The 20,498-nt window shown below is 62.9% G+C and carries 21 protein-coding genes and 2 pseudogenes; 13 read left to right on the top strand and 10 right to left on the bottom strand.

Features of this window, described 5'->3' with window-relative positions; genetic code table 11:
• Nucleotides 1-21 precede the first annotated feature (21 nt).
• Nucleotides 22-636 carry a hypothetical protein gene (locus AC0IYH_RS26305; RefSeq protein ID WP_471836972.1) on the top strand — a complete coding sequence of 205 codons (615 nt, stop codon included), beginning with the start codon at nt 22-24 and terminating at the stop codon, nt 634-636.
• 162 nt (nt 637-798) lie between these two features.
• Here the strand turns inward: AC0IYH_RS26305 and AC0IYH_RS26300 are convergent, their stop codons facing one another.
• Nucleotides 799-1,617: a shikimate 5-dehydrogenase gene (locus AC0IYH_RS26300; protein ID WP_116630512.1), complete on the bottom strand. Its 819-nt coding sequence runs from the start codon at nt 1,615-1,617 to the stop codon at nt 799-801.
• A gap of 156 nt (nt 1,618-1,773) precedes the next feature.
• Here AC0IYH_RS26300 and AC0IYH_RS26295 point away from each other — a divergent pair, with 156 nt between their 5' ends.
• The 3 genes from AC0IYH_RS26295 (at nt 1,774) to AC0IYH_RS26285 (ending at nt 2,828) form a co-directional block, all read left to right on the top strand.
• Nucleotides 1,774-2,127: a hypothetical protein gene (locus tag AC0IYH_RS26295; protein ID WP_065907126.1), complete on the top strand. Its 354-nt coding sequence runs from the start codon at nt 1,774-1,776 to the stop codon at nt 2,125-2,127.
• A 232-nt stretch (nt 2,128-2,359) separates the two neighbouring features.
• The gene (locus tag AC0IYH_RS26290) at nt 2,360-2,554 is read left to right on the top strand and encodes a hypothetical protein (RefSeq protein WP_034137721.1); all 195 of its coding nucleotides are present in this window, start codon (nt 2,360-2,362) and stop codon (nt 2,552-2,554) included.
• 91 nt (nt 2,555-2,645) lie between these two features.
• Complete coding sequence (locus tag AC0IYH_RS26285) at nt 2,646-2,828, top strand: hypothetical protein (protein ID WP_122772799.1); 183 nt, start codon at nt 2,646-2,648, stop codon at nt 2,826-2,828.
• A 3-nt stretch (nt 2,829-2,831) separates the two neighbouring features.
• On the opposite strand, the gene AC0IYH_RS26280 is transcribed toward AC0IYH_RS26285, so the two are convergent.
• Nucleotides 2,832-3,899, bottom strand: a complete 1,068-nt coding sequence (locus tag AC0IYH_RS26280) for an AI-2E family transporter (protein WP_471836969.1) — start codon at nt 3,897-3,899, stop codon at nt 2,832-2,834.
• Between the two features lie 160 nt (nt 3,900-4,059).
• Between AC0IYH_RS26280 and trhP the strand changes: the two genes are divergently transcribed.
• Nucleotides 4,060-5,373, top strand: a complete 1,314-nt coding sequence (gene trhP / locus AC0IYH_RS26275; protein WP_471836967.1) for a prephenate-dependent tRNA uridine(34) hydroxylase TrhP — start codon at nt 4,060-4,062, stop codon at nt 5,371-5,373.
• 64 nt (nt 5,374-5,437) lie between these two features.
• Here the strand turns inward: trhP and AC0IYH_RS26270 are convergent, their stop codons facing one another.
• From AC0IYH_RS26270 to AC0IYH_RS26260, 3 genes and pseudogenes are all read right to left on the bottom strand, one after another.
• Nucleotides 5,438-6,193, bottom strand: a complete 756-nt coding sequence (locus tag AC0IYH_RS26270; RefSeq protein ID WP_471836995.1) for a methyl-accepting chemotaxis protein — start codon at nt 6,191-6,193, stop codon at nt 5,438-5,440.
• Between the two features lie 102 nt (nt 6,194-6,295).
• Nucleotides 6,296-7,117, bottom strand: a pseudogene (locus AC0IYH_RS26265) (cache domain-containing protein); the annotation flags it as partial.
• A gap of 63 nt (nt 7,118-7,180) precedes the next feature.
• Entirely contained in the window at nt 7,181-8,500 is a 1,320-nt protein-coding gene (locus AC0IYH_RS26260; protein ID WP_471836994.1) for a Na+/H+ antiporter family protein, read from the bottom strand.
• Between the two features lie 238 nt (nt 8,501-8,738).
• Between AC0IYH_RS26260 and AC0IYH_RS26255 the strand changes: the two are divergent.
• Nucleotides 8,739-10,028 (top strand): annotated as a pseudogene (locus AC0IYH_RS26255) (methyl-accepting chemotaxis protein); the annotation flags it as partial.
• A 102-nt stretch (nt 10,029-10,130) separates the two neighbouring features.
• Nucleotides 10,131-10,886: a methyl-accepting chemotaxis protein gene (locus AC0IYH_RS26250; RefSeq protein WP_471836992.1), complete on the top strand. Its 756-nt coding sequence runs from the start codon at nt 10,131-10,133 to the stop codon at nt 10,884-10,886.
• Between the two features lie 57 nt (nt 10,887-10,943).
• Here AC0IYH_RS26250 and AC0IYH_RS26245 read toward each other — a convergent pair whose 3' ends face one another.
• The 4 genes from AC0IYH_RS26245 to AC0IYH_RS26230 are packed head-to-tail and all read right to left on the bottom strand — an operon-like array spanning nt 10,944 to nt 13,535.
• The gene (locus AC0IYH_RS26245; RefSeq protein ID WP_116630519.1) at nt 10,944-12,257 is read right to left on the bottom strand and encodes a sensor histidine kinase; all 1,314 of its coding nucleotides are present in this window, start codon (nt 12,255-12,257) and stop codon (nt 10,944-10,946) included.
• A complete protein-coding gene (locus tag AC0IYH_RS26240) occupies nt 12,254-12,922 on the bottom strand; it encodes a response regulator transcription factor (RefSeq protein ID WP_116630520.1) in 669 nt (222 codons plus the stop codon). The genes AC0IYH_RS26245 and AC0IYH_RS26240 overlap by 4 nt, the downstream gene beginning before the upstream one ends.
• Nucleotides 12,922-13,233 (bottom strand): PepSY domain-containing protein, encoded by a 312-nt coding sequence (locus tag AC0IYH_RS26235; protein WP_116630521.1) that lies wholly within the window; start codon nt 13,231-13,233, stop codon nt 12,922-12,924. The genes AC0IYH_RS26240 and AC0IYH_RS26235 overlap by 1 nt, the downstream gene beginning before the upstream one ends.
• A complete protein-coding gene (locus tag AC0IYH_RS26230; protein ID WP_116630522.1) occupies nt 13,233-13,535 on the bottom strand; it encodes a PepSY domain-containing protein in 303 nt (100 codons plus the stop codon). The genes AC0IYH_RS26235 and AC0IYH_RS26230 overlap by 1 nt, the downstream gene beginning before the upstream one ends.
• 158 nt (nt 13,536-13,693) lie before the next feature.
• Here AC0IYH_RS26230 and AC0IYH_RS26225 point away from each other — a divergent pair, with 158 nt between their 5' ends.
• The 5 genes from AC0IYH_RS26225 (at nt 13,694) to codA (ending at nt 18,173) form a co-directional block, all read left to right on the top strand.
• On the top strand, nt 13,694-14,773 hold the full coding sequence (locus AC0IYH_RS26225; protein WP_471836964.1) for a patatin-like phospholipase domain-containing protein: 1,080 nt from the start codon (nt 13,694-13,696) through the stop codon (nt 14,771-14,773).
• A 75-nt stretch (nt 14,774-14,848) separates the two neighbouring features.
• Nucleotides 14,849-15,205, top strand: coding sequence for a 6-carboxytetrahydropterin synthase QueD (gene queD, locus AC0IYH_RS26220; RefSeq protein WP_003190259.1), 357 nt, complete (start codon nt 14,849-14,851; stop codon nt 15,203-15,205).
• A gap of 247 nt (nt 15,206-15,452) precedes the next feature.
• A complete protein-coding gene (gene codB, locus AC0IYH_RS26215; protein WP_122772805.1) occupies nt 15,453-16,721 on the top strand; it encodes a cytosine permease in 1,269 nt (422 codons plus the stop codon).
• Nucleotides 16,718-16,909, top strand: a complete 192-nt coding sequence (locus AC0IYH_RS26210; protein ID WP_471836962.1) for a helix-turn-helix domain-containing protein — start codon at nt 16,718-16,720, stop codon at nt 16,907-16,909. Before codB ends, AC0IYH_RS26210 begins: the two co-directional genes overlap by 4 nt.
• A 28-nt stretch (nt 16,910-16,937) precedes the next feature.
• Nucleotides 16,938-18,173, top strand: a complete 1,236-nt coding sequence (codA, locus tag AC0IYH_RS26205; RefSeq protein ID WP_471836961.1) for a cytosine deaminase — start codon at nt 16,938-16,940, stop codon at nt 18,171-18,173.
• A gap of 23 nt (nt 18,174-18,196) precedes the next feature.
• Here codA and AC0IYH_RS26200 read toward each other — a convergent pair whose 3' ends face one another.
• The gene (locus AC0IYH_RS26200; RefSeq protein WP_471836959.1) at nt 18,197-19,156 is read right to left on the bottom strand and encodes a diaminopimelate epimerase; all 960 of its coding nucleotides are present in this window, start codon (nt 19,154-19,156) and stop codon (nt 18,197-18,199) included.
• 182 nt (nt 19,157-19,338) lie between these two features.
• Between AC0IYH_RS26200 and AC0IYH_RS26195 the strand changes: the two genes are divergently transcribed.
• The gene (locus AC0IYH_RS26195) at nt 19,339-20,490 is read left to right on the top strand and encodes an MFS transporter (protein ID WP_116630528.1); all 1,152 of its coding nucleotides are present in this window, start codon (nt 19,339-19,341) and stop codon (nt 20,488-20,490) included.
• Nucleotides 20,491-20,498: the final 8 nt, after the last annotated feature.

The following is a 20,498-nucleotide window of genomic DNA, read 5'->3' as shown; positions in this document are numbered from 1 at the left end:
AGGGAAGAGAGGCTGAGCGCCTTGAGGCTGGTAGAAAATTTACACCCCATCGGTGAATGTGTTTTTACCTTTGCCCAGACCGTAACGACTCAGCCGTTCATAATTAAATCTTTGGTGGAACTGATGAATAAAATGTGTGGCGTTGTTGTACTGGCAGGACTTGCCCTCTCGGGATGCGCTTCGAAAACTCCAGAAAAACCCAAAGAAACTCCACCGCCTGCAGTCGTCCAGCAATCACCTGCTGAGGTTGCACATCCCACACCAGCAGAGCCGGCTGCGCCTTACACCGTGCGCTATGAGGCTGCACCTGCGAACGCCAATGCTAACGCCCAAACCCATGCCTCATCGGACGCCGCTCAGCCAGAATCCGAAACAAACTTGAACGAAAACCGCGCTGAGCAGTGCCGTAAAGAGCTGGATGTATTAAAGATCTACAACAAAGCCTCTTACGCTAAATACGAAGCGGAATACCAGGCGATTGCCAGCAAGACCGGTAAATACATGCAGATTAAAGATTCCATTAGTTCCGATATCAACTATATGGTGCTGCCGGCTTATCAATTTCAAATTCGTGAGTTCTGCTTCCGGGTTAAGACCCGCCTGTCGCAACTGGTACTTCGCCAAGCCAAGCCATGATTCCACTTCAGGACGCGCTTTGCGCCAGTTGAGGAAACTCTGAACACGACTTGCGCCGCTGCTGAAATACTCGCCTTAAGCGAATCAAACCGTTAAGTCCCGATGCAGCACAATCCCCTCAGTCAGCGCCACCTAATCCAGATGGATCAGGTGGCGCCCTGGTCAGCTTCGGGCAAAGGCGACTGCTGCCTCAAACTGCTCTTGCGTCGGCCGCACTCCGGTATAAAGCACAAACTGCTCCAATGCCTGAATCGCGATCACTTCCAAACCGGTAATCACCCGCTTGCCTTGGGCACGCCCACGCACGATCAGCGGTGTTTCGGCGGGAATCGCCACCACATCGAAGACAGTCTGCGCGTTATCCACTGCATCCGCCTCGAACGCCAGTGCATCCGCCTCGGCGCCGCCGGTCATGCCGATGGGGGTCACGTTGATCAGCATCTGCGGGCGTAAATCCCCAAGCTGTGCCTGCCACTCATAGCCCAGGTTGCGCGCCAGCGCCCGGCCCGCCGCTTCGTTGCGCGCCACGATCACGCCATTGGTGTAACCGCCATCGCGCAAGGCGCTGGCCACGGCCTTGGCCATGCCGCCGCTGCCATGCAGGGCAAAGGTCGATTCCCTGGGCACGGCGTGCTTTTTAAGCAGTTGCTCAACGGCGATGTAATCGGTGTTGTAGGCCTTGAGGTGGCCGTCGGTATTGACGATGGTGTTCAGCGAGTCGATGGCTTGAACCGACGCGTCGAGTTCGTCCACCAAGGCAATCGCGGCTTCCTTGAAGGGCATGGACACCCCACAACCGCGCACGCCCAACGCACGGATACCACCTATCGCGCCGGGCAAATCCCGGCTGCTGAAGGCCTTATAGTAGAAGTTCAGACCCAGCTGTTCATACAGGTGGTTATGAAATCGCAGGCCAAAGTTTCCAGGGCGCGCCGACAGTGACATGCACAGTTGGGTGTCCTTGTTGGGGTGCATCTGCATGGAAAACTCCTTTGAGTAAGCAAATCGGTACAGACCTTACACAACCTTTACCTAGCGGCCGTGCTGTTTTTCAGAAATACGTTGTCTTAAAAGTATCCCCGCGACATTACTTGAGTCTATTGATTGCAGACCACAAGCGCAGGGGCTAACCGAGGAATGACCATGATTCGTAAAATCCCCAAGATCGCCTTGCTTATCGGTGCACTCGCTATGGCCGGCCAAGCCTCCGCCCACGGTGGTGGATGGGGTGGCCCGGCTGTCTTGGGTGCGTTAGTCGGCGCCGCCGTGGTGGGCTCCGTGGTTGCCAGCCAACCCCGCGAGGTCTATGTGCAGCAACCGGTGTATGTGCAGCCGCAACCGGTGTATGCCGCCCCGCCGCCGGTCTACTACGCACCGCCACCGCCTGTGTATGTGCAGCAGCAGGTGTATTACCGCCCGGCGCCCGTCTATTACGGCCCACCGCGTGGCTACTACGGCCCTCCCCACGGCTATTATGGCCGCGGCTGGTAATCGGCAATTCCTGCGTCTGGAACAGGCCTCGCTTACACGCGGGGCCTTTTTTTGCGCGCAAAGTCCGGTTTCAGAGTGCCAATGTCGCTCTGAGGACAATGACCGAGGCCAAATCGCACATGATTGACACCAATGTCTACTTGCTCAAACCGGGCTTGCGCTGTCATGTTTGCGTCACGACACACGCCCACTCTCGAGCCTGTCCACCCAATAACAACAAGGACGACTGACCATGCCCACGCAAAACCCCCACCGCACCGCTGGCCTCTGTACGTCCAGCAAGGTGTACAGCGCCCTCACGGAACTCAAGCACCTGGAAGGCCACCGCAGCGCCAAATTCCTCGCCTTGCTCGCGGAAAACCTGGTGCGCAAGGGCCTGCTCAGTGAGCAGGAAGTAGTGAGCATGCTCGATCAAGTGGTGGACTGACACCTCTCATCGATGTCGACTATCGAGACAGGTGATTTTTCCTACATCGCCCGACGCCGTAAGGTGACCTCCATTGCGATTGGAGGTTCTTATGCCCACTGTTCAAATCATGTCCGTCATCGGCAGCGCCGTCCCCGCCCGTCTTCGGGAGTCGGGTTTGCTCGCCTGCTGGTACCTGGTACGCGACGGCGAAGCCATCAGCGGCCCGCTCACATCCTTGTCCGCCGCTGAACAACAACTGCAACAGGCCTCGAACTTCAAGCTGCACGCCTGACCGTCACGGCAATGGCAGCTTGACCCGCGGCTTGCTTTCGACAAACAGCGCCCAGCTGGACATGAACAGCGCCGCCACCAGGGGGCCGATCACAAACCCGTTGAGGCCAAACACCGATAGGCCGCCGAGGGTCGAGATCAAAATCAGGTAGTCCGGCATTTTGGTGTCCTTGCCCACTAGGATCGGGCGTAGCACGTTGTCCACCAGGCCGATCACAAACACGCCGAACAACCCCAGCACCACGCCCTGCCAGATCGAACCGCTCAACAGGAAGTAGGCGGCCACCGGCCCCCACACAATGCCTGCGCCCACCGCCGGCAACAGCGACAGAAATGCCATCAACACCGCCCAGAGCAACGCACTGGGAATGTCCAGAAACCAGAAGATCAAACCGCCCAGCGCACCCTGGGTCACGGCCACCAGCACGTTGCCCTTGACCGTGGCACGCACCACCCGATTGAACTTGAGTTGCAGGCGACGCTTCTGCGGCTCGGCCAGCGGCACCGCCGTGCGCACCCTGCGCACCAGCTCGGGGCCGTCGCGCAGCAGGAAAAACAGCAGATACAGCATGATGAAAAAGCTCACCAGGAAATCAAACGTGCCCTGGCCGAAGCTGAACGCCTGGGACGCAAAGAACTGGCTGCCCTGCATTGCGCTCTTGACGATCTTTTCCCGCAGCCCTTCCAGGTTGCCCATGCCGAAGCGGTCCAGCAGGTGCTGGAAGTACGGCGGCAGGAAATTCTTGAACTGCTCGATATACCCGGCCACATCCAGCTTGCCGCTCTCGACGTTCTTGTAGAGCGTGGCGCCCTCCTGCACCAGCAAGGCGCTGGTGATGATCACCGGCAGAATCGCGATCACCAGGCACACCGTCAAAGTGCTCAGGGACGTGAGGTTGCGGTTCCAGCCAAAGCGCTGCTGCAGGCGACGCTGCAGCGGGGCAAAGATGATGCCGAGGATCACCGCCCAGAACACCGCGCCGTAGAACGGCAGCAATATCCAGATAAACGCGACGGTCACCAGGCCCAGCAGCAACAGCAGGGTTTTGAATTGCAGGTTGGTTTGATTCATGTCCGGTCCATGTCAAAAAAGCCGGACGCGCATTTGCGTCCAGGTGCTTAGTCCGCTGCAAAGCCTGGGAGTGCCATCTTTGTTGCGGTAAGCGTAGACCCAGATCAATAAAGCCTTGGGCGCAGTGCTTTACGCTCGCGACCTTTTGCGACCCGACCCGATGCCGCCCATCCAAGCCCCCGAATTGCTCGCCCCCGCCGGCACCCTGAAAAACATGCGCTACGCCTTCGCCTACGGCGCCGATGCGGTCTACGCCGGCCAGCCGCGCTACAGCCTGCGCGTGCGCAACAATGAGTTCGACCACGCCCACCTGGCCCTCGGCATCGACGAGGCCCATGCCCAGGGCAAGCGTTTTTACGTGGTGGTGAACATCGCGCCGCACAACGCCAAGCTGAAAACCTTCCTCAAGGACCTGGCGCCGGTGATCGCCATGGGCCCGGATGCGCTGATCATGTCCGACCCGGGGCTGATCATGCTGGCGCGCCGACACTTCCCGCAGATGCCGATTCACTTGTCGGTGCAGGCCAATACGGTGAACTGGGCCAGCGTGGAGTTCTGGCAGCAGCAAGGGATTGGCCGGGTGATCCTGTCGCGGGAACTGTCGCTGGAAGAAATCGACGAAATCCGCCAGCAGGTGCCGGCCATGGAGCTGGAAGTGTTTGTGCACGGCGCCTTGTGCATGGCGTATTCCGGGCGCTGCCTGCTGTCGGGCTATATGAACAAGCGCGACGCCAACCAGGGCAGTTGCACCAACGCCTGTCGCTGGAAATACCAGGCCACGCCGGCGCAGGAAAACGCCACCGGGGATATCGTCCAGACGTGTGAGCCGACACTGGGCATCGGCACGCCGACCGACCAGGTATTCCTGTTGCAGGAAGCCAACCGCCCCGACGAGCAGATGCCCGCCTTCGAGGACGAGCACGGCACCTACATCATGAACGCCAAGGACCTGCGCGCCGTGCAGCACGTGGAGCGCCTGGCCCGCATGGGTGTGCATTCGCTGAAGATCGAAGGCCGCACCAAGTCGCACTTCTACTGCGCGCGCACCACCCAGGTGTATCGCCAGGCAATCGATGATGCGGTGGCCGGTCGCGCCTTTGATAAAGGCTTGATGACCGACCTCGAATCCCTCGCCCAGCGCGGCTACACCGAAGGTTTCCTAAGGCGCCATGTGCACGACGAATACCAGAACTACCAGAACGGCAGCTCGGTCTCGCAGCGCCAGCAGTTTGTCGGCGAGCTGACGGGCGAGCGGCGCGGCGAGTTGGCCGAGGTCAAGGTGAAGAACCGCTTTGCGGTGGGCAATCACTTGGAATTGATGACGCCCGCCGGCAATTTCCACTTTGACCTGGCCAGCCTGCACAACGCCAAGGACGCAGCCATCGAAGTGGCGCCGGGCGACGGCCACACCGTTTATGTGCGCGTGCCGGCCGCGATGGACCTGCGTTTCGGCCTGCTGATGCGCGACGTTTAGCGGGTGGCCGCGCAGCAGCGGCGATCACCCGCACGCGGTCATCGCGGGTGATTGCTATGGCTGATCAGATCCGGAACTGGCCGACCAACTGCCCCAACCGCTGGCCAAGATCGGCCAGGCTGCGCGAGGTCTGCGCGCCCAATTGGGTTTCATCGGCCACGCTGTCCACCGCCACGGCGATCTGATGCACGCTGCGGTTAATCTCTTCGGCCACGGCGGTTTGTTCTTCGGCGGCGCTGGCGATCTGCGCGTTCATCGCGTTAATGGTGCCGATCAACTGGGCCATGGTGTCCAGCGACGCGCCGGCCTGGTTGGCCTGGGCCGAGGTGCCGTCGCCGGCATCGCTGGAACGGCGCATGGCGTCCACGGCGGCCTCGGTGCCCTTTTGCAGGCGGTCGATCATGCCCTGGATTTCCTGGGTGCTGGTCTGGGTGCGACTGGCCAGCGCGCGCACTTCGTCGGCGACCACCGCAAACCCGCGCCCGGCTTCCCCTGCCCGTGCGGCTTCGATCGCGGCGTTGAGGGCCAACAGGTTGGTCTGCTCGGCAATCGAGCGGATCACGCTGAGCACACTGACAATCGACGACACGTCCTGCTGCAGGCTGTCGAGGGACACCCCGCTGCTGCGGATATCGTTCACCAACGCGTGGATCTGCGCGATGCTGCCGTCGACCACGCGCTTGGCAGCCTGGCCTTCGACGTCGGTTTGTTGCGCGGCCACCGAGGCGCCTTGGGCACTGCGCGCGACTTCCTGGGCGGCGGAGGACATTTCATTGATGGCCGTGGCCACCTGGTCGGTTTCGTGGCGCTGGCGCTCCATGGCCTGCTCGGAACGCTGGGCCTGGTCGGATACCTGGCTGACCAGGCCGGTGAACTGGCTGGTCATCTCGGTGATCTGGCGCACCAAGCCGTGGATCTTGTCGACAAAGCGGTTGAACGCGCCGGCCAGGTCGCCGAGTTCGTCCTGGCTGGTGATGGCCAGGCGGCGGGTCAGGTCGCCCTCACCGGCGGCGATGTCGTCGAGGTTGGCTTTCATCAAGTGCAGTGGACGCAGGATGGTATTGGCCAGCAGCATGCCGACGGCGGCGATCACCAGCAGCACCACCACGGCCACGCCGAGGATGCTCAGCAGCACGCCCTCCATGCGTTTTTCGACCTTGGCTTCGACCACCGCCACCTGGGCTTCGATGCCGTCGAGGTTCACCGAGGTACCGATCACCATGTCCCACTTGGGCAGGTATTCGGTGTAGCCCATTTTCGGCACCAGTTCGGTCTGCCCTGGCTGCGTGGAACTGTATTGCAGGTAGTGGGTGCCGTCCTTGCCGACCTTGACCAGGTCGCGGTTGACGTAGACCCCGTTGGGGTCGCGATTATCCTTGAAACTCTTGCCCACGCCGTCGGGGCTGTTGCCCTTGAACAGGCGGATGGTCTCGGAGTCGTAGCCGAAGAAGTAGCCGTCCTTGCCGTAGCTGGTGTTGGACAGCAGCTTGACCACCTGGGCCCGCGCGGCGGTGTCGCCGGGGGCGGCTGCGTCGTAGAGCGGCTTGATGGTGCTCATGGCCACTTCCACATAACTTTGCAGGGTGGCCTTGGCGTCGTTGAGCAGGCGCTGGCGGGTTTCGTCCACCTCGTTGCGTGCCTGCCCTTGCAGGATCCACACGGTGGTCAGGCTGATCACCACGGCAAACAGCAACACCGGCACAACCGCGAGGGACAGGACTTTGGCCTTCAAACTCAGACGCATGGCTTTTTCTCTCTTATTAGGCGACTTGGAGAAGTTATCGGCCATCCGGGAAATATCTGTAGGTTATAGGCTCATCGCTGCCAACCAGCCAAACGCCAGCAACGGGATGTTGTAGTGCAGGAACGTCGGCACTACGGTGTCCCAGATATGGTGATGCTGGCCGTCGATATTCAGGCCGGAGGTCGGGCCGAGGGTGGAATCCGAGGCGGGTGAACCGGCATCGCCCAGCGCTCCCGCCGTGCCGACGATGCACACGATCGCCACCGGGCTGAAGCCCAGTTGCACGCACAGTGGCACAAAGATCGCCGCCAGGATCGGCACGGTGGAAAACGACGAGCCGATGCCCATGGTCACCAGCAGCCCCACCAGCAGCATCAGCAATGCGCCAACACCACGGCTATGGCCGATGAACGCCGCCGAGGCTTCCACCAGCGAGCGCACATCACCCGTGGCCTTGAGCACTTCGGCAAACCCCGACGAGGCGATCATGATGAAGCCGATCATCGCCATCATCTTCATGCCTTCGGTGAACAGGTCGTCGGTGTCGCGCCAGCGCACGATGCCCGACACCGAGAAAATCAGGAACCCGGCCAGCGCGCCGATGATCATCGAGTCCAGCCACAATTGAATGAAGAACGCCGACGCAATCGCCACACCGGCCACCAGCAGGGTCAGCGGGTTGTACTGCACGGCCACCTGCTCGACCCGTTCGATTTTCTCCAGGTCATACACGCGTTTTTTGCGGTAGCTGATAAACACCGCCACCAGCAGGCCGACCACCATGCCCAGCGCCGGCAGGCTCATGGCGTGGGTCACGTTGACCTGGCTGATGTCCACGCCGCTCTTGGCCACGTTGGCCAGCAGGATCTGATTGAGGAAGATATTGCCGAAGCCCACCGGCAGGAACATGTAAGGGGTGATCAGGCCGAAGGTCATCACGCAGGCAATCAAACGGCGGTCCAGTTGCAGCTTGGTCAACACATAGAGCAGCGGGGGCACCAGCAGCGGGATAAACGCGATATGAATCGGCAGAATGTTCTGCGAAGCAATCGCCACCACCCACAACAGACCGATCAGCAGCCATTTGACGTGGCTGCCACCGGTGGCTTCCTGGCGATCCACCAGCAGCAAGGCCTTGTCCGCCAGGGCGTGGGCCAGGCCGGACTTGGCAATCGCCACTGCGAACGCGCCGAGCAAAGCGTAGGACAAGGCCACGGTCGCACCGCCACCCAGGCCGCCGTTGAAGGCCTGGAGCGTGGCCTCGATGCCCAGGCCACCGGTCAGCCCGCCCACCAGGGCGCCGACGATGATGGCGATGACCACATGCACACGGGACAAGCTGAGCACCAGCATGGTGCCGACCGCGGCGATGACTGCGTTAATCATGGTTACCTCAGGCAAAAAACATAAAAACAGGCATGCCCGCGCCCCGGCGGCCATGGGGTTGGCTGCCAGCGTGCAGGCTTGAAGGCGGTCTTATTAGAGGGCGCGCACTTTGCTACAGGTGGGAGCGCATGTCAAAAAACGGCGCCGCTTTCAGAATTAAATTGACCGTTTGATTAAGAAAATCCCAGATCGGCCGATACACAGGCTCTATGTGTTTTCAGGTAAGGATGTACCGATGTCGCTTAGGCAGCTCTCCATTCAATGGAAAATCACCCTGCTCGCCGGCCTTTGCCTGCTGGGGATCGTGACCCTGCTGGTGGGTTTGTCGCTGTATCGCATGGCGCAAAGCTCGGAGCAGGTCAAAGCGTCGAGCATGCAGATGCTCGATGAAGCGGCCCAGGCGCGCATCGAGGCCCAGGGTGAAGTGCAGGCGCTGGGCATCCGCCGTCAGTTCATGGACGCCTACCAATACGGCCACGGTTTCTCCCGCCAGGTGCTGTTCCTGCGCGAGCAAGCCGAGAAGCGCTTCCTCGACGCCTTCGACACCCGCGAAGACCTGACCCGCCAGGTCAAGGCCGCGCTGCAGGCCAACCCGGACCTGCTCGGCCTATCCCTGGTGTTCGAAGCCAATGCGCTGGACGGCAAGGACGAGTTGTTCGCCGACCAGGCCGAGCTGGGCAGCAACGACAAGGGCCGCTTCGCCCTGTACTGGTCGCAGCCCACCCCCGGCAAGCTGACCTCGATGGCACTGCCGGAAAGCGACATGTCCGACACCACTATCGGACCCAGCGGCGAGAAGGCCAACGCCTGGTTCACCTGCCCGCGCAGCACCCTCAAGCCCTGTGTGATCGAGCCGTACTTTTACGTGATCGACGGGCAAAACGTGCTGATGACCAGCATCGTGTTTCCACTGATGGTCAATGGCAAAGTCATCGCCTCGCTGTCGGTGGACATCAACCTCAACAGCCTGCAGGCCGTGAGCCAGCAGGCCAGCCACAAGCTGTATGACGGCCAGACCCAGGTCAGCATCCTCAGCCCCACCGGCATACTCGCCGGCTACAGCGCGGACGCGAGCAAGCTCAGCCAGCGCCTGGACAAGGTCGACACGACCAACGGCGCCCAGTTGATCAGCGCGCTGGCCGGCAGCACGCAGATCCGCAGCTTGCGCACCGACCATCAACTCAAGGTGCTCGCGCCCTTCGCCCCCATCCCCGACGGCAAGCCGTGGGGCGTGTTGCTGGATGTACCGGAAAAAGTCCTGGTGGGCCCCGCCGAAGCGCTGAAAGCGCAGATGGACGCCGACAACACCCGTGGCACCCTGCTCGAACTGAGCCTGGGCCTGCTGGCCGCGGTGGTTGGCCTGATGCTGGTGTGGCTGATGGCGCGCAGCGTGACCCGGCCGATCCTCGGCGTGGCGCACATGCTCGAAGACATCGCCAGCGGCGAAGGCGACCTGACCCGACGCCTGGCCTATGACAAACAGGATGAGCTGGGCCAACTGGCCGGCTGGTTCAACCGCTTCCTCGACAAGCTGCAACCGATCATCGCCGAAGTGAAACGCTCGGTGCAGGACGCCCGTGGCACCGCCGACCAGTCCGCCGCCATCGCCACGCAAACCAGCGCCGGCATGGAGCAGCAATACCGCCAGGTCGACCAGGTGGCCACCGCTTCCCACGAAATGAGCGCCACCGCCCAGGACGTGGCCCGCAGCGCCGCCCAGGCTGCGCAAGCCGCACGCGATGCCGACCAGGCCACCCGCGACGGCCTCACGGTGATCGACCGCACCACCCGTAATATTGGCGAGCTGGCCGCGGACATGAGCACCGCCATGGCCCAGGTCGAAGGCCTGGCCGCCAACAGCGAGAAAATCGGCTCAGTGCTGGAAGTGATCCGTGGCATCGCCGAACAGACCAACCTGCTGGCGCTCAACGCAGCGATTGAAGCCGCCCGCGCCGGTGAGGCCGGCCGTGGCTTTGCGGTGGTCGCCGATGAGGTGCGCAACCTGGCACGCCGCACCCAGGAATCGGTGGAAGAAACCCGCCTGGTGATCGAGCACTTGCAGAGCGGCACCGAGGAGGTCGTCGGCTCCATGGGCAACAGCTATCGCCAGGCCCAGGGCAGCGTCGAGCAAGTCGGCGAGGCTGTTACCGCGCTGCGCCAGATCGGCGAGGCGGTGACGGTGATCAGCGACATGAACCTGCAAATCGCCAGTGCCGCCGAGGAGCAAAGCGCGGTGGCCGAGGAGATCAACAGCAATGTGGCGACCATCCGCGATGTGACCGAATCGCTGTCGGAGCAGGCCAACGAGTCGGCGCGGGTCAGCCAGGCGTTGAACAGCCTGGCGAATCAGCAGCAGGGCTTGATGGATCAGTTCCGGGTCTGAAAGCTGCAGGGAATCTAATGTGGGAGGGGGCTTGCCCCCTCCCACATTTGAACCGCGTCAGCGTTTGGGCAGTTCAATCAGCACTTTCAACCCACCCAACTCACTCTCCTGCAACTGCAACACCCCGCCCCACACCTCGACGATATCCCGTACGATCCCCAGCCCCAGGCCATGGCCGTCAATCTGTTCATCCAGGCGAGCGCCACGGCTGAACACTTGGTCGCGCTGGGTTTCCGGGATGCCGGGGCCGTCATCTTCCACCGCCAGCACGTAGCTTTTTTGCGCCTCACTGACCGTCAAACGCACTTCGGCGTCCGCCCATTTGCAGGCGTTGTCCAGCAGGTTGCCGAGCAGCTCCAGCAAGTCTTCACGGTCCCAGGGCAGGTGCAGGCCCGGGGCGACGTGGTAGCTGAGGTCCAGGTGCTCGCCGTGGATCATGTTCAGTGTCGCCAGCAGGCCGGGCAGTTCTTTTTCACAGTCGAACAAGGCTCCGGGCAAGGTTTCGCCGGCCAGGCGCGCGCGATTGAGTTCGCGGTTGAGGCGTCGCTGCACCTGCTCCAGCTGGTCACGCAGCAGTTTGCTCAGCTCGGGGTGATCCTTGAGCGCCTCGCTGGAGGCGGCACTCAACAGCACTGCCAACGGGGTCTTGAGGGCGTGGCCAAGGTTGCCGAGGGCGTTGCGCGAACGCTTGAGGCTGTCTTCGGTATGCGCCAGCAGGTGGTTGATCTGCGCCACCAGCGGCTCCAGTTCCAGGGGCACCTGGGTATCGAGTTGCGAGCGCTGGCCTTGTTGCAGCTGGGCGATCTGTTCGCGCGCAGTTTCCAGCGGGCGCAGGGCCCGGCGCACAGTCACCCGTTGCAGGACCAACACCAGCAGCAACGCCACCACCCCCAGCACCAGGCCGATTCGCCGCATCAGGCGAAAGCTTTCCCGCACGGGGGTGTAGTCCTGGGCCACGCTGATGGAAATTCGTTGGCCGAAACGCTTGTAGTCCGAACGCAGCACCAGCAGTTGCTGGCCCTCCGGCCCCAGTTGCAGGTTGCCCTTGAGCCCGGCCTCGGGCAGTTGGGGCAGTTCCTGGTCCCACAGCGAACGGGAGCGCCAGTGCGTGTCGGCAAAATCAATACGAAAGTAATGCCCGGAAAACGGCCGCTGATAGGCCGGCGACAAACGCTGCTCATCCAGTTGCACACCATTGGGCCCGCGCACCAGCGCCACCAGCAGGTTCTCGGCATCGTTGCGCAGCCCGGCTTCCAGGTAACGCTGCAAACCGGCCTCGAACAACCACAGGCTGGTTTGCGCCAGCACCACGCCGACCACCACCATCACGCTGATCAGGCCCAGGCTCAGGCGCCGCTGAATCGACTTCATGCAGGGCTGGCGCCAAACAGGTAACCCTGGCCGCGCCGGGTTTCGATCACGCTGCGGCCGAGCTTGCGGCGCAGGTGGTTGACGTGCACTTCCAACACGTTGGAATCGCGCTCGGTCTCGCCGTCATACAGGTGCTCGGCCAGGTGGCTTTTCGAGAGGATCTGTTCGGGATGCAACATGAAATAGCGCAGCAGGCGGAATTCGGCGGCGGTCAGCTGGATCTCGTCGCCATCGCGCAGCACGCATTGGCGGCCTTCATCCAGATGCAGGCCGGCGGCCTGCAAGGTGGGCTGGTTGGCCTGGCCATGGGAACGGCGCAACAGCGCCTGGATACGCAGGTAAAGCTCTTCGGGGTGAAAGGGTTTGCTCAGGTAGTCGTCGGCGCCGGCCTTGAGCCCTTCGATGCGCTCGGCCCAGGAATCGCGGGCGGTGAGCACCAGCACCGGGGTGGCCAGCGCGGCCGCGCGCCATTGCGCCAGCACCTCAAGCCCGGGCAGGCCGGGCAGGCCGAGGTCGAGGATGATCAGGTCATAGGGCTCGCTGCGGCCCTGGTACGCGGCGTCGCGCCCATCGGCCAGCCAATCGACGGCGTAGCCCTGGCGCTGCAGGCCGGCCAGCAGCTCATCGGCCAGGGGTACGTTATCTTCCACCAGGAGCAGGCGCATCAGTCTTCCTCGTCTTTGATCAGCGCACCGGAGGTGGCGTCGAGCTTGATCTCGCGCACCACGCCCTCGGTGGTTACCAGTTCCACTTCGTAGGCGTATTGGCCGTGTTTCTTTTCCAGCTCCGCCTCCAGCAGCCGCGAGCCCGGGTAGCGTGCCATGGCCTGCTGCAAGAGTTGCTCGAGCGGCAGGATAACCCCCTGCTGGCGCAGCGCCAGGGCTTCATCCTGGTTAAGGTCGCGGGCCGCCAGGCTTGAGCAAAACACCATAAGCAACAACAGTGCTCGGCTGCCGGCGCGTAAATTTACCTTCATTACGTATCCTGATGATTCTTGAGAACCTGCCCGGAGAGCGCGTCCAATTCAACATCCCATTCAATGCCGTTGGCATCTTGCAGTTCGACTTCATACACATACTTGCCATAGGCCTCATCCAGGTCGGTATCTTGCAGCGTCGAACCGGGATGCAGGGCCAGGGCCGTGGCGTCGAGTTGATCGAAAGCCACAATAGTAACAGTGGCGGGCACGGTCAGCGGTTTGTCGGGGCCCACCGCTGCCGCCTGGGTTGCCGTAAAGGCGATGATAGCGGCGGCGACCAGAGCTGTGAGGCGCTTCATGAAAAGTCTCCGTTACACAATATTTTTCCTACGCCGGCACGGTACCCCCTGCAACTTAACTGAAACTGAATTGCCACCATGGCAATTCCGGGCCAGCTGTTTATTTCACTCTCGGCGAGATTTCCTATAATGCCCCGCTCGCTTCAACGGAGACCGGCATGACAGCCATCCACATCAAGTTCCCGGCCCTGACCCTCAAGGCCGGTAAACGCGCGTTCACCCGCATCCGCGAACAGGGCCTGGCGCCTGCCGACGTCGGCATCCTCCCCGGCGCGGCCGGCGGCCCCAAGGCGCTGGGCATCCAGGGCCTGGACCTGGCGTTGTTCGGCGACTGGCTGCCGCGCGCGCCACGGGAACGCGCATTGATCGGCGCGTCCATCGGCTCCTGGCGGTTTGCCAGCGCCTGCCTGCCCGACCCGGTGCAAGGCCTGCTGGACCTCGGCCGCCTGTACAACGAACAGCGTTTTGCCAAAGGCGTGACCATGGCCGAGGTCAGCCACAGCTGCCAGCGCATGCTCGACGACCTGCTGGCCGGGCGCGATGCACGGGTGCTGGACAACCCCGACTACCGCCTGAACATCATGGTGGTCAAAAGCCACGGCCTGCTCGCCGATGACCACCGAGGGCGGCTGGGGCTGGGGCTGTCGTCGGTGATTGCCGACAACCTGCGCGGCCGGGCGCGGCTGGCGCGGCATTTCGAGCGGCTGATCGTCCATGACCCGCGCCAGGCGCCGCCGCTGCATGCACTCACGGATTTCCCCTCGCGTTTCCTCAGCCTGGACCTCGGCAACCTGCGCCAGGCGCTGCTGGCCTCGGGCTCGATCCCCATGGTGATGCAAGGCGTGCGCGACCTGCCCGGTGCCGGCGCCGGCACCTACCGCGACGGCGGCCTGCTGGACTATCACCTCGACCTGCCCTACCACGGCGACGACATCGTGCTGTACCCGCACTTCACCGACCGGGTCATCCCCGGCTGGTTCGACAAGGGCCTGCCGTGGCGGCGCAGCAGTCAACAGGGCCTGCAGGATGTGCTGCTCCTCGCGCCGTCCAGGGATTACCTCGCCCGCCTGCCCCACGGCAAGCTGCCGGACCGCAGCGACTTCAAGCGCTTCATGGGCGACGACGCGAGCCGCAACAAATACTGGCAAACCGCAATGAGCGAGAGCCGGCGGCTGGGCGATGAGTTTCTGCAACTGGCCGATAACGGTGGGCTCGGCGAGCGCCTGCAAGCCCTCTGACCCAGCGGTATGCGCGCAGAGGGATCAAGCTGTTAAACTCGCCGCCTGCCAGATACTGACCGAGCTGAAAATACTGTGGAAATCTTCAAGGAATTTACATTCGAATCCGCCCACCGCCTGCCGCACGTGCCGGAAGGCCACAAATGCGGGCGCCTGCATGGGCATTCGTTCAAGGTGGCGATCCACCTGAGCGGCGACCTCGACCCCCATACCGGCTGGATTCGCGACTTCTCGGAGATCAAGGCGATTTTCAAGCCGCTCTACGAACGCCTCGACCACAACTACCTCAACGACATCCCCGGCCTGGAAAACCCTACCAGCGAAGTGCTGGCCAAGTGGATCTGGAACGAGTTGAAACCCCTGCTGCCGGAACTCAGTGCGATCCGCATCCATGAGACCTGCACCAGCGGCTGCATCTATCGCGGCGAGTAAGCCTTTGATGTGAAAAAACCACCCTTGCGGTGGTTTTTTTGTGCCCGAGCGACTGATCCAGTTTGTATCACCGCTGCACCGCTTTCGTGCCCGACTGGGCACGGCGAACAGCCCTTCCTGCATTTCTCCCCGATTTGGCTATAAATACTCTGCAGCGTGCACAGTGCCGACCGTGCGCCCTTCACTGCCGCTGATTTGGCACGCGCAGTGCAACAGGCCTGCGTCACTCATTCAGGGAGCAAGGCACATGACGCAGCAAGAACCGGGCAACGACTACCCCCTCAGCGAAGTCCCGATGCATGCGCGCAAGGGCCTGGCGTCCACCGCCATGGTGCTGTTGGGCTTCACGTTTTTTACCGCGACCATGTTTGCCGGCGGCAAGCTGGGAGTGGCGTTCAGTTTCACCGAGATGCTCGGCGTGGTGGCCTTGGGTAACCTTCTGCTGGGCATCTACGCCGCCGGCCTGGGTTACATCGCCTTCAAGAGCGGCTTGAACTCGGTGTTGATGGGCCGCTTCTGCTTTGGCGAAGTGGGCAGCAAGCTCAGTGACTTGATCCTCGGTTTCACCCAGATCGGCTGGTACGCCTGGGGCACCGCCACCGCCGCGGTAGTGCTCGGCAAGTATTTCGAACTGAGCCAGGGCAGCGTGCTGGCCCTGATGGTGCTGTTCGGCCTGGTGTTTTGCGCCACGGCCTACGTGGGCTATCGCGGGCTGGAGATTCTCTCCTACATCGCCGTGCCGGCCATGGGCATCCTGCTGTTTGTGTCGATGTGGGTGGCCACGGTGAAAGTCGGCGGGCTCGACGGCTTGCTGGCGGTGGTGCCGAGCGGCGAGCTGGATTTGTCCACAGCGATCACCCTGGTGTTCGGCACCTTTGTCAGCGGCGCGACCCAGGCCACCAACTGGACGCGGTTTTCGCGCTCGGCAAAGGTGGCAGTGCTGGCCAGCCTGATCGGCTTCTTTATCGGCAATGGCCTGATGGTGCTGATCGGCGCGTATGGCGCCATCGTCTATCAGCAGCCCGACGTGGTGGAAGTGTTGCTGCTGCAAGGCTTCGCCATGGCGGCGATGGCCATGCTGCTGCTGAATATCTGGAGCACCCAGGACAATACGATCTACAACTTCGCCGTGGCCGGTTGCAACCTGTTGCGCACCCGGCGCCGCAAGACCGTGACCCTGGCCGGCGCGGTCATCGGCACCCTGCTCGCCTTGCTCGGCATGTACGACATGCTGGTGCCCTACCTGATTCTGCTGGGCACCGTGATTCCGCCGATTGGCGGGGTGATCATGGCGGACTTCTTCTACCGCTATCGCGGCCGATACCCGCGCCTGGCGGATGCACGCCTGCCGGCCTTCAACTGGCCGGGGCTGGTGGCGTATGCCGTGGGCACCGTGCTGGCGTTCAACTCGCCGTGGGTCGCGCCGTTGGTGGGGATTGTTGTCGCGTCGCTGACCTACATCGCGCTCACCGCCCTGCTACGGGTTCGCGCGCCGTTGGCTGACGCACGGGCATGAGTCTGAGGCCGACCCTGGACGTCGGGTTCCACGAGAATGGTAACCTGATGACTGCCGCCCCGCGCCTGGCTCTGCACCGCACGCACCGCATCCAGCGTATGGAAGCCCTGTGCGGGCTGCGGCTGGAAAATTCTTATGACCGCCTGGACATCAGCATCGCGCTGATGATCTGGCGGCAGTCTGCCTGAACTGTTTTTAGCCAAGAGGAACTTGCCCATGCACATCATCAACGCCCGCCTGCGCGACCGTGAAGGCCTGCATGATCTGCACCTGGAACACGGCCGGATCGCCAGCATCACCCCACAAACCAGCGTGCCGACCGTGGGGCCGGATGACATTGATGCCGCCGGCAACCTGGTGACCCCGCCTTTTGTCGAACCGCATATCCACCTCGACGCCACCCTCACGGCCGGCGAGCCGCGCTGGAACATGAGCGGCACGCTGTTCGAGGGCATTGAGTGCTGGGGCGAACGCAAGGCCACCATCACCAGGGAAGACACCAAGACCCGCGCCAAAAAGACCATCCAGGCCCTCGCCGCCCATGGCATCCAGCACGTGCGCACCCACGTCGACGTCACCGACCCGGACCTCACCGCGCTCAAGGCCATGCTCGAAGTGCGCGAAGAAAGCGCGCACCTGATCGACCTGCAAATCGTCGCGTTTCCTCAGGAGGGCATTGAGTCCTACCGCAATGGCCGCGAGCTGATGGAGGAAGCCATTCGCCTCGGCGCCGACGTGATCGGCGGCATTCCGCACTTTGAATACACCCGCGACCAGGGCGTAAGTTCGGTGAAGTTCCTGATGGACCTGGCCGAACGCACCGGCTGCCTGGTGGACGTGCACTGCGACGAAACCGACGACCCGCACTCGCGCTTTCTCGAGGTGCTCGCCGAAGAAGCCCGCAGCCGCGACATGGGCGCGCGCGTCACCGCCAGCCACACCACGGCCATGGGCTCCTACGACAATGCCTACTGCGCCAAACTGTTTCGCCTGTTGGGGCACTCCGGGATCAGCTTCGTGTCCTGCCCCACCGAGAGCATCCACCTGCAGGGCCGCTTCGACAGTTTCCCGAAACGCCGTGGCGTAACCCGCGTAAACGAACTGCTCGAAGCCGGCATGAACGTGTGCTTCGGCCAGGACTCCATCGTCGACCCCTGGTACCCCCTGGGCAACGGCAACATCCTGCGTGTACTGGAAGCCGGCCTGCACATCTGCCATATGCTCGGCTACCGCAACCTGCAAAGCGCCCTCGACCTGGTCACCGACAACAGCGCCAAGGCCATGGCCCTGGGCGACCGCTACGGGCTGGAACCGGGGCGGCCGGCCAACCTGTTGATCCTCTCGGCCGACAGCGACTATGAAGTGATCCGCAGCCAGGGCCTGCCGCTGTACTCGATCCGTAATGGCAAGGTATTGATGAAGCGCCAGCCGGCGCAGGTGGAGTTTGTTTAAAAATTTGGGGGGGGGGGGGGGGTTCAGTCACAGACCCGCGCCGTGCCAAACAGGCTGACGCTAACCAAGGTGTCAGCCTGTTCCTGCAAACGCACCGGCGCCGTCCCACCCGGCATCACCACTGCGACTTCACCACTCTCAACCCACCCCGCCCGCCATGCCGCACAGGCCACCGCACTGGCGCTGGTACCCGAAGACGCCGTAGGCCCCTCGCCCCGCTCGAACACCCGCGCAATCACCCGATTGTCGGGCTGGCGCGCTGCCCATTGCAAATTCACCCCGGCGACACAGGGCCGCCCCGCTCCCGCAGGCGGCGCGAAGGCAATCGCCTTCAACCGCTCGAACAAGGCGTGCTGCTGCATGTGCAGGTTGTCCGGCAATGCCGACACCTGCTCCACCAAGGTCACGCAATGCGGGTTGCCCACTCGCACAAACTGGCTGTGCGCCCACTGCGGGTTGATCGCCGCCAGCTCGCTCACGTGGTGCCCGACCCCCTGCGCGCCCACGGCGGACGGCCCGAATGCAGGCACGCCCAGCTCCAGCCAGAACCCGGTCACCTGTTCATACTCTGCAGGGGTCACCCTTGTGACCACCGGTGAAACCGCATCGGTTTTGTCGTGATGTACGCGCAATTCGGCGGCGTCGGTCATCAAGCCCTGGTCGGTGAGCGCCTGGGCAAAGATCGTCAAGCCGTTGCCACTGCGCTCGGCCAGCGATCCATCGGTATTGACGATCAGCAGGTCAAACGGCGGCGCAGCCTGGAACGGCCCGACCAGCAACCCGTCGCAACGGTGGGCCTTGGCGTCTGCAGGACGTGGCGTCGAACCCCAAGTGCATTCGGAGTCGATGGCCGTGGCAGCCCACACCGTGCGCGTGCTCGCCGCCTGGGCGGCACCGTCGGGCAGCGCAATGCCCCGCGCGCGTAAAAAGGCCGGGCTGACCACCCCGTAGATATTGCCGCGCGCGTCATAAAACTGGGTCATAGCGCAGCGTCCCTGAAAGTTTTCATCGGCGATTCCGTCTGGTTTCCTACACAAATGCCAAGCAGCGTATTACAGAACGCAGCGTCTGCCATCCCAAGGGAACCCGGCTCGCGCCCCAAGGCCTGATGTGCAAGGATGTCACGCCGGACATCGTTCGTTGAACGCAAAACCAAGGATTTTCCATGACTGCCATCCCCACTTCTGCCCCCGTGGTTCCCGGGCGGCTGGAGCAAATGTCGACTCGCATCGCCTTTTTCATCGCCGGTTTCGGTATCGCCGCCTGGGCCCCTCTGGTGCCGTACGCCAAGGCGCGTGCAGACCTGAGTGAAGGCACCCTGGGCCTGTTGCTGTTGTGCCTGGGGGTGGGGTCGATCATCGCCATGCCCGTAGCAGGGGCGTTGGCCTCGCGCTTTGGCTGCCGCCGGGTGCTCAGCGCCGGCACGATCATGATCTGCCTGGCCCTGCCGCTGCTGGCCACGGTCAGTTCAATCCCCTTGCTGATGGCCGGTTTGTTCCTGTTCGGCGCCGGCCTGGGCACGGTGGATTCCACGGTCAATTTGCAGGCGGTGATCGTCGAGCGGGCCAGCGGCAAAACCATGATGTCGGGCTTTCATGGGCTGTTCAGCCTGGGCGGGATTGTCGGTGCGGCGGGGGTTTCCGGGCTGTTGGCGCTGGGCCTGTCGCCGTTGCAGGCGACCCTGGTGGTCATCGTCATCACCCTGGCGGCCTTGCTCAAGGCCGCCCCGCACCTGCTGCCTTACGGCAGTGAGAGCTCGGGGCCGGCATTTGCGATTCCCCATGGCGTGGTGCTGTTTATCGGCTGCCTGTGTTTTATCGTGTTCCTGGCCGAAGGCGCGGTGCTGGACTGGAGTGCGGTGTTCCTCAGCGCCGAGCGTGGCCTGGACGAAGCCTACGCCGGCCTGGGTTACGCCGCGTTCGCCCTGACCATGACCGCCGGGCGCCTGACCGGTGACGCCATCGTGCGGCGCCTGGGCGCCACCCGTGTGATCGTGATCGGCGGCGCGCTGGCCACCGCTGGCATGTTGCTGGCAACCCTGTTTCCTGCCTGGGAAACCGCGCTGCTGGGTTATGCGCTGGTGGGCGCCGGCTGTTCGAATATCGTGCCAGTGCTGTACAGCGCCGTGGGCAAGCAAACGGTCATGCCGGAGCATATTGCCGTGCCGGCCATTACCACCCTGGGTTACGCCGGCATTCTGGCCGGCCCCGCCGTCATCGGGTTTATCGCCCATGGCAGCAGCCTGAGCACCGCCTTTGTGCTGGTCGCCGTGTTGCTGGCGGCGGTGGCGGTGAGTGGCAAGATCCTCAAGGTGTAAACCTGCGC

This window comes from Pseudomonas sp. AC463 (assembly GCF_979253585.1).
The sequence above is the reverse complement of the archived record's forward strand: the minus strand, read 5'-3'. Positions and strand labels throughout refer to the sequence as shown.